Source organism: Paludibacterium yongneupense DSM 18731 (assembly GCF_000422925.1).
Taxonomy (GTDB): domain Bacteria; phylum Pseudomonadota; class Gammaproteobacteria; order Burkholderiales; family Chromobacteriaceae; genus Paludibacterium; species Paludibacterium yongneupense.
Map to the genome: position 1 here is coordinate 1 of NZ_AUGZ01000029.1, position 12,284 is coordinate 12,284.

15 protein-coding genes are annotated in these 12,284 nt (G+C 63.3%); 9 read left to right on the top strand and 6 right to left on the bottom strand.

Annotated features, from left to right (window positions below):
- From G520_RS22440 to G520_RS0110785, 7 genes are all read left to right on the top strand, one after another.
- Positions 1-464, top strand: a 464-nt coding sequence (locus tag G520_RS22440) for a lyase family protein (protein ID WP_036666049.1), incomplete at its 5' end; no start/stop codon positions are given.
- Between the two features lie 75 nt (positions 465-539).
- Entirely contained in the window at positions 540-2,537 is a 1,998-nt protein-coding gene (locus G520_RS0110760; protein ID WP_211222808.1) for a sensor histidine kinase, read from the top strand.
- On the top strand, positions 2,530-3,846 hold the full coding sequence (locus G520_RS0110765) for a sigma-54-dependent transcriptional regulator (protein ID WP_028535669.1): 1,317 nt from the start codon (positions 2,530-2,532) through the stop codon (positions 3,844-3,846). The genes G520_RS0110760 and G520_RS0110765 overlap by 8 nt, the downstream gene beginning before the upstream one ends.
- 162 nt (positions 3,847-4,008) lie before the next feature.
- Positions 4,009-4,944: a CysB family HTH-type transcriptional regulator gene (locus G520_RS0110770; protein WP_028535670.1), complete on the top strand. Its 936-nt coding sequence runs from the start codon at positions 4,009-4,011 to the stop codon at positions 4,942-4,944.
- A 93-nt stretch (positions 4,945-5,037) separates the two neighbouring features.
- Complete coding sequence (locus G520_RS0110775) at positions 5,038-5,268, top strand: zinc ribbon domain-containing protein (protein ID WP_028535671.1); 231 nt, start codon at positions 5,038-5,040, stop codon at positions 5,266-5,268.
- 166 nt (positions 5,269-5,434) lie between these two features.
- The gene (locus G520_RS0110780; RefSeq protein WP_028535672.1) at positions 5,435-6,364 is read left to right on the top strand and encodes a family 2A encapsulin nanocompartment shell protein; all 930 of its coding nucleotides are present in this window, start codon (positions 5,435-5,437) and stop codon (positions 6,362-6,364) included.
- Positions 6,351-8,150 carry a family 2A encapsulin nanocompartment cargo protein cysteine desulfurase gene (locus G520_RS0110785; RefSeq protein WP_036666051.1) on the top strand — a complete coding sequence of 600 codons (1,800 nt, stop codon included), beginning with the start codon at positions 6,351-6,353 and terminating at the stop codon, positions 8,148-8,150. Before G520_RS0110780 ends, G520_RS0110785 begins: the two co-directional genes overlap by 14 nt.
- Positions 8,151-8,210: 60 nt before the next feature.
- Here the strand turns inward: G520_RS0110785 and G520_RS23980 are convergent, their stop codons facing one another.
- From G520_RS23980 to G520_RS24445, 3 genes are all read right to left on the bottom strand, one after another.
- Positions 8,211-8,963: a peptide deformylase gene (locus tag G520_RS23980; RefSeq protein ID WP_051229325.1), complete on the bottom strand. Its 753-nt coding sequence runs from the start codon at positions 8,961-8,963 to the stop codon at positions 8,211-8,213.
- A gap of 212 nt (positions 8,964-9,175) precedes the next feature.
- Complete coding sequence (locus tag G520_RS0110795) at positions 9,176-9,652, bottom strand: rhodanese-like domain-containing protein (protein ID WP_051229326.1); 477 nt, start codon at positions 9,650-9,652, stop codon at positions 9,176-9,178.
- Between the two features lie 124 nt (positions 9,653-9,776).
- A complete protein-coding gene (locus G520_RS24445; protein ID WP_211222809.1) occupies positions 9,777-10,088 on the bottom strand; it encodes a DeoR/GlpR transcriptional regulator in 312 nt (103 codons plus the stop codon).
- Here G520_RS24445 and G520_RS25370 point away from each other — a divergent pair.
- On the top strand, positions 10,041-10,271 hold the full coding sequence (locus tag G520_RS25370) for an NUDIX hydrolase (RefSeq protein WP_211222813.1): 231 nt from the start codon (positions 10,041-10,043) through the stop codon (positions 10,269-10,271). The genes G520_RS24445 and G520_RS25370 overlap by 48 nt on opposite strands.
- Positions 10,272-10,330: 59 nt before the next feature.
- On the opposite strand, the gene G520_RS0110810 is transcribed toward G520_RS25370, so the two are convergent.
- Positions 10,331-10,597: a hypothetical protein gene (locus G520_RS0110810; protein ID WP_156876922.1), complete on the bottom strand. Its 267-nt coding sequence runs from the start codon at positions 10,595-10,597 to the stop codon at positions 10,331-10,333.
- Between the two features lie 244 nt (positions 10,598-10,841).
- Complete coding sequence (locus tag G520_RS0110815) at positions 10,842-11,129, bottom strand: hypothetical protein (RefSeq protein WP_028535677.1); 288 nt, start codon at positions 11,127-11,129, stop codon at positions 10,842-10,844.
- Positions 11,130-11,341: 212 nt separating this feature from the next.
- On the opposite strand from G520_RS0110815, the gene G520_RS0110820 reads away from it, so the two are divergent.
- On the top strand, positions 11,342-11,896 hold the full coding sequence (locus tag G520_RS0110820; RefSeq protein WP_028535678.1) for a hypothetical protein: 555 nt from the start codon (positions 11,342-11,344) through the stop codon (positions 11,894-11,896).
- A gap of 89 nt (positions 11,897-11,985) precedes the next feature.
- Here the strand turns inward: G520_RS0110820 and G520_RS0110825 are convergent, their stop codons facing one another.
- Complete coding sequence (locus G520_RS0110825; protein ID WP_028535679.1) at positions 11,986-12,189, bottom strand: hypothetical protein; 204 nt, start codon at positions 12,187-12,189, stop codon at positions 11,986-11,988.
- Between the last annotated feature and the right edge of the window lie 95 nt (positions 12,190-12,284).

Genomic DNA, 12,284 nt, shown 5'->3' on the forward strand with positions numbered 1-12,284 from the left:
GCTCGTCCATCATGCCGGGCAAAGTCAATCCGGTGATTCCGGAAGTGGTCAACCAGATCGCTTTCGAAGTGATAGGCAATGACAGTACGGTGACCTTCGCCGCCGAAGCCGGACAGCTGCAGCTCAATGCCTTCGAACCCATCATCGCGCACAGCCTGTTCAAGAGCGTCACCCACCTGCGCCAGGGCTGCATGGTGCTGGCCGATCTGTGCGTCGACGGCATCAGCGCGAATCGCGACACCCTGCGCCGCTCGGTCGAACAGTCGATCGGCATCGTCACCGCGCTCAACCCCTATATCGGCTACGCCAATGCCACCGAGATTGCCTCCGAAGCGCATGTCAGCGGGCGAGGAGTCGCCGAGATCGTGCTCGAGCGCAAGCTGATGTCGAAGCAGGAGCTGAACGACGTGCTGCGCCCGGAAAACCTGACGCAGCCGCACTCCTTCATGGCGCATCGTCATTAATCCCGCCGCCGCCGGGTGGCCGGCGACGCTCCGCACGCGATCCCGGCGGCGGTGTCGCCGGCGGCGAAAAGAAACATGACGCACGTTCGAGCCCCGTCCGGCCGCGCACAAGCCGGGACGATTGCCGCTAGCGAGCCTGACTGCTACTATCGCAGCCAGCGACGCACGCAATCCCGCGCCCACCTTCTCGATCGATACCGCATGCTCAAGCAGCGATTCCGCCTGGCCTCTCTTCAGTCCCTGTCGCTGATCCTGGCGCTGATGGCTCTGATCGGAATCGCCGCCTTCAATGCCAGCGTCGACAGCACCGTGCACGATTTACGCGGCAGCGCCGATAAGCATCTGGAGATCTACGCGACCAGTCTGGAGAGCGAAATTGCGCGTTACACGCCGCTGCCCTCCATCCTCAGCCTGTCCCCCGCGATCGATGCCCTGCTGCACCACCCCGACGATCCCGAGTGGCGTCTGGCCGGCAACCGTTATCTGGAGCAGTTGAGCCTGCGCACGGGCGCCAGCGCGATCTACCTGCAAGACTCGAGCGGGCGGGTGATCGCAACGAGCAACTGGCGGCGCCCGGATAGCTACCTCGGTGAAAACGACGCGTTCCGGCCCTATTTTTCGGATGCCATGGCCGGCCATGCCGGCCGCTTTTTCGGCGTCGGCACCACACGCAGCGAAGCCGGTTACTATCTGTCGGAGGGCGTGCCCGATCGCGCCCGGCCGCTCGGCGTCGCCGTCGTCAAGATCAGTCTCGCGCGCCTGGAAAAAGCCTGGAGCGACAGCCATAGCCAGGTTCTGGTCAGTGATCGCGAGAGTGTCGTCATCCTGGCTGAGCCGCCGGGATGGAAATACCACACGCTGCGACCGCTGGATGCGGCCACGCAGAAGCGGCTGAACGACAACCGCCAGTACAACCGCACCACGCTGCGGCCGATGCCGCTGCACGAACTGCAACGACTCGGGGCGGACAGCCGCATCGTCACCCTGACCGGCACCGCCGCCGATCGCAGCGTAAGCGGGTTCGCCCGACCGCGTTATCTGGAATATAGCCGCCGCCTTGCCAGTACCAACTGGTGGCTGACCGTACTGCTCGACCTGCGCGAAACGTATGCGCTCGCCCTCATTCGCAGCGCGAGCGCAGCCCTGCTGGCCGCACTGGGATTGACCGGGCTATTGCTGCTCAATGAAAAACGCCTGCGCCTGCGCGACCAGTTCGCCGCGCGCGAACAGCTCGCGCGGGCCTACCACGATATGGAGCGCCAGGTAGCGGAGCGCACCGCCGACCTGTCCGATGCCAATGCTCTGCTACAAGATGAAGTCGCGGAGCGCATTCGTACCGAACACCATTTGCGCGCCGCGCAGGACAACCTGGTCCAGGCCGGAAAAATGGCCGTCGTCGGCCAGTTGTCGACCGGCATCGCCCATGAACTCAACCAGCCGCTGGCAGCCTTGCGGACCCTATCCGGCAACGCCGTGCGCTTTCTCGAGCGCGGCGACCTGGAAACGGTGGCCAATAATCTGCATATGAGTATAGAAATGGTCGAGCGCATGGGGCGCATCACCGGATCCTTGCGCGCTTTCGCACGCAAATCGACGGAACGGGCGGGGCGCGCCCATCTCGGCCGCGCCATCGACAATGCGCTCTTTTTGCTTGAGGCGCGCTGGCGGCGGCAGAACATCGAGATCGTGCGACACAACGCGTCCGACCGCCTGGTCGCCCTGTGCGACCCCAACCGCCTGGAACAGGTGTTGATCAACCTGTTGTCCAATGCATTGGACGCGCTGCTTGATACGCCAGCCCCCAAGATAGAGATCTCCTGCCTGAGCGATGGCGACCAGGTCCTGATCATCCTGCGCGATAACGGCCCCGGCCTGACGCCGCAGGTGCGCGAACATCTGTTCGAGCCCTTTTTCACCACCAAGCCGGCAGGCGCCGGACTGGGACTGGGGCTGACCCTGTCCTCCGGCATCATCGCCGAGGCCGGCGGTACGCTCAAGGGCGACAATTTCCGCGATGGCGGCGCACTGTTCACACTCACGCTGCCTGGCGCGATGGAGGAAGGAAATGACTAAGAATCTGACCGTTTTGATCGTCGAAGACGACCCGGTAGTCAGGCTGGGGTGCGAGCAGGCGCTGACCCTGGAAGGCATCGCCACCCTGGGCGTGGCATCGGCGGAGAAGGCCCGCGAGCGACTCGGACAGGCCGACGTGGTCGTCTCCGATATCCGTCTGCCTGGGGTCGACGGCATGGCGCTGATGCGGGAGATCAAGGTACAGCATCCGACCTTGCCGGTGATACTGGTGACCGGCCACGGCGACATTACGCTGGCCGTGCAAGCCATGAAGGACGGAGCCTACGACTTTCTGGAAAAGCCGTTTTCGCCGGAGCGCTTGTGCGAGGTGGTCGCCCGTGCGATGGAACAGCGCCGTCTGAGCCTGGAAGTGGCGGCCTTGCGACGCCAACTGGCCGACAAATACTGCCTGGAAGCCCGCATCATCGGCCGCTCGCCGGCCATGGTACAGTTGCGCGCACAAATCGCCGATCTGGCCGACACCTCGGCCAATGTCCTGATCCACGGCGAAACCGGCACCGGCAAGGAGCTGGTCGCGCGGTGTCTGCACGAAGTCAGCACCCGCAGCAAGAATCCCTTTGTCGCGCTCAACTGCGGCGGCATGGCGGAGAGCCTGTTCGAAAGCGAAATTTTCGGTCACGAGGCGCATGCCTTCACCGGTGCCAGCAAGCGCCGCATCGGCAAGATCGAGTACGCTGACGGCGGCACATTGCTGTTCGACGAAATCGAAACCATGCCGCTACCGCTCCAGGTGAAACTGCTGCGCGTACTGCAGGAGCGCACGCTGGAACGCCTGGGCTCGAACGCGACCATCCCTTTCGACTGCCGCATCATCGCCGCCTCCAAAGCCGATTTGCAAGCGATGAGCCAGAGCGGCGCCTTCCGCTCCGACCTCTACTATCGTTTCAATGTCATCAGCCTGGAACTGCCGCCGCTGCGCGAGCGGCGCGAAGATATCCCGCTGCTGTTCGAGCATTTCCTGGCACAGGCCGCTGCGCGCTTCAACCGCACGGCGCCGACGCTGGAGGCGCAGGAGAGCGCGTCGCTGCTCGCTCACGACTGGCCGGGCAACGTGCGCGAATTGCGCAATGTGGCCGAGCGCTTTGCCCTCGGAATCCGCTCTCCGCTGATCCCCGGTTCGCAAGGCGCCGGCCATCTGTCGCTGGGCGAAGCGGTCGATGCCTTTGAGCGCGCGATGATAGCCGAGGAAATGCGCCGCCAGGGCGGTAATCTGAGTCGTGCCAGCGAAGCGCTCAAAGTCGCGAAAACGACCTTGTTCGACAAGATACGCAAGCATGGACTGAGCTGAGTTGCAGACGGGCGCCAAAGCATCTTTTGGTTATATTATATTGACAAGTAATTATTTCCAGGAATAAAGCGACAACTCTAGACTGGCTGTCACAGCATCATCATGCACAGGCCGCCACCGAAGGGCTCCTCCTCTCGGGTGGCGAGCGTGGGGGGACGGTCAATGAATCTGCAACAACTGCGCATCATCCGCGAAGCGGTTCGCCAGGATTACAACCTGACGGACGTTGCCAGCGCCCTGTACACGTCCCAGCCCGGGGTCAGCAAGCACATCAAGGACATCGAGGACGAACTCGGCGTCGAGATCTTCGTGCGTCGCGGCAAGCGCCTGCTGGGTCTGACCGATCCCGGCCGCGAACTGGTGGGCGTGGTCGAGCGCATCTTGCTCGACACGCAGAACCTGCGGCGTATCGCCGCGCAATTCTCCAGCAAGGAAACCGGCAACCTGGTCATCGCCACCACCCACACCCAGGCGCGCTATGTCCTGCCCTCCGTCATCACGCAGTTCCGCAAGGACTATCCCAAAGTGCATCTGGTCCTGCATCAGGGCAGCCCCGGCGAAATCGCCGACATGCTGCGCGAGGGGCGCGCCGATATCGGCATCGCCACCGAAGGCCTGGCCAGCCAGCCCGATCTCGCTACATTCGCCTGCTACGATTGGCAACACGCGATCATCGTGCCCGACGGCCACCCGCTGACCCGCGAACCCCGGCTGACGCTGGAGTCGATCGCGCGTTATCCCCTGGTCACCTATCATCTCGGCTTCACCGGACGGGCCAATATCGATCGCCGTTTTGCCGAAGCCGGCCTGCAAACCGACATTGTTCTGTCGGCTATCGATGCCGATGTGATCAAGGCCTATGTGGAAACCGGCCTTGGGGTCGGGATCATCGCGGAGATGGCCTTCGACCCGGAGCGCAACAGCGGGCTGACCCTGCTGCCTACCCACGATCTGTTCGTGACCAACACCACACACCTGGCGTTGCGCCGCGGGCGCTACTTGCGCAGTTTTGCCTACCGTTTCATCGAGTACTTCGTCCCGGAACTGGACGAAGAAAGCATTGAACGCAGCCTCAAGGTCGAGCTGGAACCGGTGTAAAGCCATGCCGACGGACTCGCCGTTCGCGAGCCGGACTGCTACCATGGACCGCCGCACTGTGTGCGCATCCGCTTACCATGGAGAAGGTGCCAAATGGAAAAATTGTGTCCCGTCCACGCCACCCCGCTCGAATCCGGCGGCCGGTTCTGGCATTGCCAGGCCTGCGCGGCAGACTACCGCCTGCTCGGGCGCTGCGGCAGCTGCGGCGCCGAGCTCGAACGCATTGCCGCCTGCGGCGCATCCAACTGGTTCTGCAACCAGTGCAACGAGCTCAAGTCGAAGTCGTCGATCACGACCGAGATGGTTAAAGTCGACCTCGGCTGAACCCTCGCGCGAACGCCCTGCGCGGCCCCCCTCCGTACGCACGCCATGTCCTTATAATTTTTTCTTCGTTCCACGCTTCCAATCGGCACAGTAGACTCCTAGACTGAGGACGTAATGCCATAAGCATATGTCTTATAGATATACAAACCACCAAGGAGCCGATCAGATGGCAGCAGAAACCGAGGCCCGCCGCACTCTGGGCGAGAAAGCAGCCCGCCAGCTTTCCAATACGACCAAAACGCCGGCGCAATGGGGGGGCATCACTCCGCGCTGGCTGGTTTCATTTCTCGCATGGACGCCGGTCGAGGCCGGGGTCTACCGCGTCAACCGGGTCAAGGACGTGTCCGGCGCCACACCGGCCGATGTCGATTGCAGCCCCAAAGACGGCCAGGATCTGGCCGAGCTGTTCGTCAACTACGAAGACAAGCCGCGCGAGTACACGCTCAATGCCGTCACGGCGATTCTGGATGTCCAGACCCGCATCTCCGACCTCTATCGCAGCCCTTACGATCAGGTCCAGGAACAACTGCGCCTGTTGATCGAGCGCGTGAAAGAGCGCCAGGAAAACGAGCTGGTCAACAACCTCGATTACGGTTTGCTCAAAAGCGCCACGACCGCACAGCGCATCAAAACCCGCAAGGGCGCACCGACCCCGGACGATCTGGATGAACTGATCGCCAAAGTCTGGAAAGAACCGTCTTTCTTCCTGGCCCACCCGAAAGCCATTGCCGCTTTCGGCCGCGAGTGCACCCGCCGCGGCGTACCGCCCCCCACCGTGAACCTGTTCGGCTCGCCGTTCCTGACCTGGCGGGGCATCCCCCTGGTTCCGAGTGACAAGCTGCATATCAACAGCAAGGGAAAGACCAATATCCTGCTGATCCGCAGCGGCGAACAGAAACAGGGGGTGACCGGCCTGTTCCAGCCGGGTCTGGCCGGGGAAATCCTGCCCAGTCTGTCGGTCCGATTCATGGGGATAGACCGCAAGGCCATCGCCTCCTACCTGATCTCGCTTTATTGCTCCGCTGCCGTTCTGACCGACGATGCGCTGGCGGTGCTCGAAGACGTGGATGTGGGTAATTACTATGACTACGCCTGACTCCAGCGCCGGGGTTCTCGCCTTGGCGCCGGCAACGGAGGCGCCGGACGCCGGTCTGATCGAGCAATTGGCCAACCAGCTGTTCCAGAGCAGCTTCGCGCAAGGGCCGACGGCGCACGCCGCGCCCCTTGCGGAGCCCGCGGCGGAGTGGCAGGCGCCGACAACGCTCGACTTGCAAGCGATTCCGGCAGGTCTGGTGCGCAGCCTTGCGCTGGTGCCGCCGTCGCGGGGGGGCGGGCTGCCCTCGCCCGCCGCGTCGCAAGCCCCGCTGGAGCAGGCACGGACAGCATCGGGCCCGAGCACGGCCGATTCGCCGGGCGTGGGGCAGGTGCCGGCGTTCTGGCCGCTGGAAGGCGCCCAGGTCCCGTTCCCAAGCCAGGTCCCTGCCGTCCCCGCGGCCCCAGAGGCGCACGCCGGCCCGTCCGGGCAGGCCACGACCGGACACGGCTACGGTTTCTTGAACGCCTCCCCCCAGGCTCCCCGAGCGGCGACGCCTGCCGCGATCACGGCCCCGTCCGCCCTGTCGCTGGATCCGCAGCTGGTGCCCGATCTGACCCGCGGACGCCGCGAGGCCTTTGATGCACGCGCGGTCAGGCGCGACTTTCCCATCCTCCAGGAAAGAGTGCATGGCAAGCCGCTGATCTGGCTGGACAACGGCGCAACCACGCAAAAACCGCAGGCGGTGATAGACCGGATTTCGGCCTTCTACGAGCACGAAAATTCCAATATCCATCGGGCGGCGCACACCCTGGCCGCGCGCGCGACCGACGCCTACGAAGCCGCACGCGACAAGGTGCGCCGCTTCATCGGTGCGGGATCGTCCAATGAAGTGATTTTCGTGCGCGGCGCAACCGAGGGCATCAACCTGGTCGCGAAAAGCTGGGGCGCCCAGAACATTGGGCGCGATGACGAGATCGTCGTTTCCTGGCTGGAACACCACGCTAATATCGTGCCATGGCAGCAGCTGTGCGCCGAAACCGGCGCACGTCTGCGCGTGATTCCGGTCGACGACAGCGGCCAGATCCTGCTCGACGAATACGAACGTCTGCTCAACGCCAAGACCCGGCTCGTCGCCGTGACCATGGTTTCCAACGCACTAGGCACCGTGACCCCGATCGAAGAGATCGTGGCCATCGCCCACCGCCATGGCGCGACCACGCTGGTCGATGCGGCGCAGAGCGTCTCGCACATGAAGGTCGATGTGCGTGCGATCGACTGCGATTTTCTCGTGTTCTCGGGCCACAAGATGTTCGGTCCGACCGGCATCGGCGTGGTCTACGGCAAGGCGGGGATTCTGGAAGAGACCCGTCCATGGCAAGGCGGCGGCAATATGATCGCCGACGTCACCTTCGAACGCACGAGCTACCAGGCGGCGCCGAACAAGTTCGAAGCGGGCACCGGCAACATTGCCGATGCGGTCGGCCTGGGCGCGGCGATCGATTACCTCGATCGCTTCGGCATGGATACGATCAACCGTTACGAGCACGGCCTGCTGGAGTATGCAACCGAAGGGCTGCTGCGTATTCCCGGACTCCGCCTGATCGGAACCGCCAAGGAAAAGGCCGGCGTATTGTCTTTCGTGCTGGAAGGATGGCGCACCGAGGATGTGGGGCGCGAGCTGGATCGCGAGGGAATCGCGGTGCGTTCAGGTCATCACTGCGCGCAACCCATCCTGCGCCGCTTCGGCGTGGAAAGCACGGTCCGGCCTTCGCTCGCGCTCTACAACACCTTCGACGACATCGATGCCTTGGTCAATGCCGTCAGGCGGCTGGCAGGCGCACGCTGAAACCCTGCCCGGCAAAGCGTTTCCAGCCCTTTGCCGGGTTCCGCGCCCGCTGCCGGCCGTTTAGCGCGACGACCGACCTTCTTGCACGACGGACACCATCCCGTCCAGGGTCGCAGCGGGAATCCGGGTCAGCGCCAGCGCCAGGTGCCCGCGCTCGAAAACGACGGCCTCGCCATCGCGATCGAAGACCATGAGCGAATCCCCGACCTCGTCCCGGGCCCCGCCCAGATCGCGGCGGAGCCTCTCCGCCTGCAGCAACTCCTGCAGCACGGCTTTCTGCTCCGTCGAGCAGTCGGCCAGAATGAGCTGGAAGAACACGCGTCCTTGCAGGTGATCGTACTCGTGCTGGACGATGTGCGCCTCGAAACCCGAGCATTCTCTCTCGATGACGGCCCCATCGAGAGTCTGGTAGCGCAAGCGGACGGAACGGTGGCGCCTGACTTTCCCGCGGATCGGACCGGCAACGCTCAGACAGCCCTCGCCGTGCCCGGGGTAATAGGTTTCGGGACTGTAAGCAAGAATTTCCGGGTTGATCATCAGCGTCGCGGCGGGAATCGTGTCGCCCGGATAGCGCCGTTGTGCGGCCTCCCGCGTCGCCGCGTCGCTCGTGCCGACCAGAATCATGGCCAGGGGGGTGGCGATAGCGGCGCATTGATTGCAGGCGACGCCGACGCCGCCCCCGGAACGCTCGCAATGTTCGAGCTGCGCGGCATAGTCGCGGATGGGATCGGGGTCGCCAAAGTCGGCACGGGCGGGTACGGCATGCAAAACCGGGTCGCCGATCTGGCGGATGTTCAACGCTGTAGTCGTCATGGTCCCTCGCTTTCTGCTGTCGGACAGAGGTGGATCGCACAAGGCGTATGGGCGCCCGGACACCCTTCAGGCACTCAGGCGCGGCCCGATAGTGTGTGACGATAGGCTGAAGGGGGCAAGCCGGCGCGGTTCATGCCTTGCCGGCGCGAAGCGTGGGAAGACCGCCTGCGCCGAAGAATACGCACTGCGGTCAGTTAAAGCGGGGGAAGGACTCAGTGCGACCAGGGCAGTCCGCGCACCTTCCAGCCGGCGACGGTGCGCTGTCCGTCCGCGTTCTTGTCGCCCTCGAAGCCTTCCAGCACATTGAACACGTTGTCATATCCCTCACGAGTCAACCACTCGGCAGCCTCGCGCGAACGCACACCGGAACGGCATAACAGAATGAGGTAATCTCCGGACGAGACATGGTCTTCCAATTCGTCCAGAAAGGCGGGATTCCGGTCCCAGTCCGGATAGAACTTCCATTGCACCTGGATCGCGCCGGGGATGGAGCCGATCAGCGTCCACTCCGGCGAGGAGCGGATATCCACCAGCCGCGCGCGCGGATGCGCATGCAGCAGCTGCCAGGCTTCATCCGGCAGCAAGGCCCCGCGGTAACGCCCGCCCGATGCGCGAGTACGCTCGCGCGCCCTTTCCAGGATGTCGTCCACATCCTGCGTTTCTGCTTGCTCCAGCGTGACGGTACTCATGTGGCGCACTCCTGTGCTGACTGCCAAATGCGGCATGCCTGAACTTTACGCCAGACTGATACGCCAAAAAAGGAATGAATAATTAATTTTTTATAACGTAAAGATATATACAGCAAACCGTGAATCATCCGCGAACGATGGCCAGACCGAGGCGTTCGAAAGCGGCGGTATCGGCCTGCGGCACAGCATCATCGACAATCAGCCCCGAAACTTCCGTGCATGGTGCGATGACATACGCCGAGGTGGCATTGAGTTTTTCCGCCGAAGCCAGCACCCAGGTTTCCGCTGCGCGCGCCATGATCGCGCGCTTGACCTGCGCTTCCTCCATGTCGCCGAAGAAGAAACCGGGTTTCGCATCGATGAAGTGTACAAGGTGTTCGAAGCGTACATGAGCCCGGGCTCGGTCACCGAGCGCCTGTTCTTCTTTGTGGGACACTACGCCCCCGGTGACAGGGTGTCTCAGGGCGGCGGCGATGCGCGCGAGGGCGAGGATATCGAGGTACTGGAAATCGGGTTCGATCGTGCGCAGGCGATGATCCGGAACGGAGAAATCCGGGATGGCAAAACGATCATGCTACTGCAATATGCTGCCATTCACGGCCTGCAGGATCCGGCCTGAGCATTCCGCGCGCACGGCGGGGCGGGTCCGTCCGCGACGGGCAGCGCCCCGCATGCGACTCAGAACGGGTAGACCTGCTCTTCGGGCTTGAAGGCACAGGGTTTGTCGCTGGCCGCCGCATCGTGCATCTCGGCGCTGACTTCCGAAATCTTGGTCCAGCTTCCGCCCAGCTCACAGGAAAAATCCTGGCCCAGCGCCAGGCTGGCAAACGTTGCAGGCAGAACCGGATCGCCGCAATGCGGACAACGGTTGGCCGCCGGGCCTGTCAACTCGGCTTGGCTGAAACTTTTCTCGCACCAGCAGCATTTCATTTGACCTACAGTCATCTTTGATTCCCATCAACTTCATAAACCCGCCGACGACACCGCCGGCGGCAAGGATTGACGATACCGTCCACCGCGCCCGCCTCAGGTATTGGACAAGAAAAAAACAGCACAATTCTTCACGAATTTGCGCTGTTTTCATCTTCGGGGTCCGAATCCTGGCAGGAAACCGACCTGTGCATCGGGCCGCGGCACAAGCCGTCACCGTCGACCGGAACGCTAGTCTAGCACGAAGCCACCGTGGCGGTCATCCGCCGGGAAGCCCGTCGGCCTCGGCAAGCGACGCATTGCGCCGGGTCACGCGCCGCGAGGCGTAAAAGCCGGCGGCGACAGCCAGCAAAAACACCAGCTCGGGGGCATAAGGGGCGAAATGGCTGCCCGGATGGGCTTGCAGATACCCTATCGTAGGCACCAGCAGCAACACATAGGTGAGCGCACCCCAAACGGCCCCGCGCCAGCCGGGATTTTTCCACCCGGCGGGCCGGATCGGCCGCGACGCCCGGGAACGGCTCGTTCTACGCAGGGGAAGTGCCATTTTCGTCTTCTGTCGTTAGCGTGAGCCGCAGTCTACCTGCCGCCCTGTCCTGCAACAAGGGCCAGCGGTGGACCGGACCGTCCCTTTGGTCAATAACAATGCGCCGCCGCCTCGGCTAATACACAGCAAGCGGCACCGGCAAACCGGCTCGCGACTGCGCCGGCAGAGCAAAACCCACGGCCGGCGTCCTCCCTTTCCGATCAGGAGCAAACATGAAACTCTCACTTTCCATCGCCCTGTCGACGGCGGCCGCCCTGTGCCAGCTCGCCGGCACCCCCGCCAGCGCCGGATCCATCCTGTGGACTGCGCCCAGCGCGTGCGGCACGCTCAACTGCGATGCCACGATACTGCACGCGAACATCACCACCAGCTCGACCAATCCGGGCGGCAGCATAGAGCCATTCGTCATTCAGGTTCACGGCTCGCCGCAGTATTGCACGCGGCTGGACGTCTTCCAGCAGAACGCCGACATGCAGATGGTGGTGGTCGCGCCGGACGGCACGGTCTGGAAGAACGACGACCGGGTACCGGGCGATTTGCGCCCGCTGGTCGTGATCCCGGCCGGCGTACAAGGCTGGTATACCGTGCAAGTCTCGCTTTACGGCGGGCGGACGACTGCGCCCGGCGTGCATTACAACGCCGACCTGGCATACGGACGCTACACGAGCACGACCAACCCCAATTGCGCCAACCCGAGCCGGCCATCGGCCGTCGGCCAGGACACGCCCAAGGCAACGGCAGGCATGCCACGGGAAATAGCGCAGTGAACGGGGGGCTAGCGGGAACAAATACGGAGAAAGTCAGGGCATTCTGAAGGAGGCAAAAGCAAGGGCCCGGAGCAATCCGGGCCTGTCGGTCAACAGTTGCCGCTGGTCAGACTCAGAAATACCGATTCATCCATCAGGAACGACTCTCCGTCGCGCGACAGCGCCGTCATTGAGCCAAAGAGCGTATCGAAAGCGACGCCGTCGATCGAGTATTCTCCTGCGAGACTGACCTCTTCGCGATCGGCTGCCCGGTACGCTTTAATGCCTGCTGCGGGGATGGTGACTTTCTGCATGGTAAAGCCCTCAAGGGAGATGTGCAGACAGTGCCCGACAATACCCAATTGGTATAAATGTCGTCATCATGCACGCATCGAGATTACCACCATTC

What these genes read in the sequence shown, in the direction of transcription:
- G520_RS0110760 (WP_211222808.1), top strand. Translation starts at nt 540, where the DNA reads ATGACGCACGTTCGAGCCCCGTCCGGCCGCGCACAAGCCGGGACGATT.
- G520_RS0110765 (WP_028535669.1), top strand. Translation starts at nt 2,530, where the DNA reads ATGACTAAGAATCTGACCGTTTTGATCGTCGAAGACGACCCGGTAGTC.
- G520_RS0110770 (WP_028535670.1), top strand. Translation starts at nt 4,009, where the DNA reads ATGAATCTGCAACAACTGCGCATCATCCGCGAAGCGGTTCGCCAGGAT.
- G520_RS0110775 (WP_028535671.1), top strand. Translation starts at nt 5,038, where the DNA reads ATGGAAAAATTGTGTCCCGTCCACGCCACCCCGCTCGAATCCGGCGGC.
- G520_RS0110780 (WP_028535672.1), top strand. Translation starts at nt 5,435, where the DNA reads ATGGCAGCAGAAACCGAGGCCCGCCGCACTCTGGGCGAGAAAGCAGCC.
- G520_RS0110785 (WP_036666051.1), top strand. Translation starts at nt 6,351, where the DNA reads ATGACTACGCCTGACTCCAGCGCCGGGGTTCTCGCCTTGGCGCCGGCA.
- G520_RS23980 (WP_051229325.1), bottom strand. Translation starts at nt 8,963, where the DNA reads ATGACGACTACAGCGTTGAACATCCGCCAGATCGGCGACCCGGTTTTG.
- G520_RS0110795 (WP_051229326.1), bottom strand. Translation starts at nt 9,652, where the DNA reads ATGAGTACCGTCACGCTGGAGCAAGCAGAAACGCAGGATGTGGACGAC.
- G520_RS25370 (WP_211222813.1), top strand. Translation starts at nt 10,041, where the DNA reads ATGAGCCCGGGCTCGGTCACCGAGCGCCTGTTCTTCTTTGTGGGACAC.
- G520_RS0110810 (WP_156876922.1), bottom strand. Translation starts at nt 10,597, where the DNA reads ATGACTGTAGGTCAAATGAAATGCTGCTGGTGCGAGAAAAGTTTCAGC.
- G520_RS0110815 (WP_028535677.1), bottom strand. Translation starts at nt 11,129, where the DNA reads ATGGCACTTCCCCTGCGTAGAACGAGCCGTTCCCGGGCGTCGCGGCCG.
- G520_RS0110820 (WP_028535678.1), top strand. Translation starts at nt 11,342, where the DNA reads ATGAAACTCTCACTTTCCATCGCCCTGTCGACGGCGGCCGCCCTGTGC.
- G520_RS0110825 (WP_028535679.1), bottom strand. Translation starts at nt 12,189, where the DNA reads ATGCAGAAAGTCACCATCCCCGCAGCAGGCATTAAAGCGTACCGGGCA.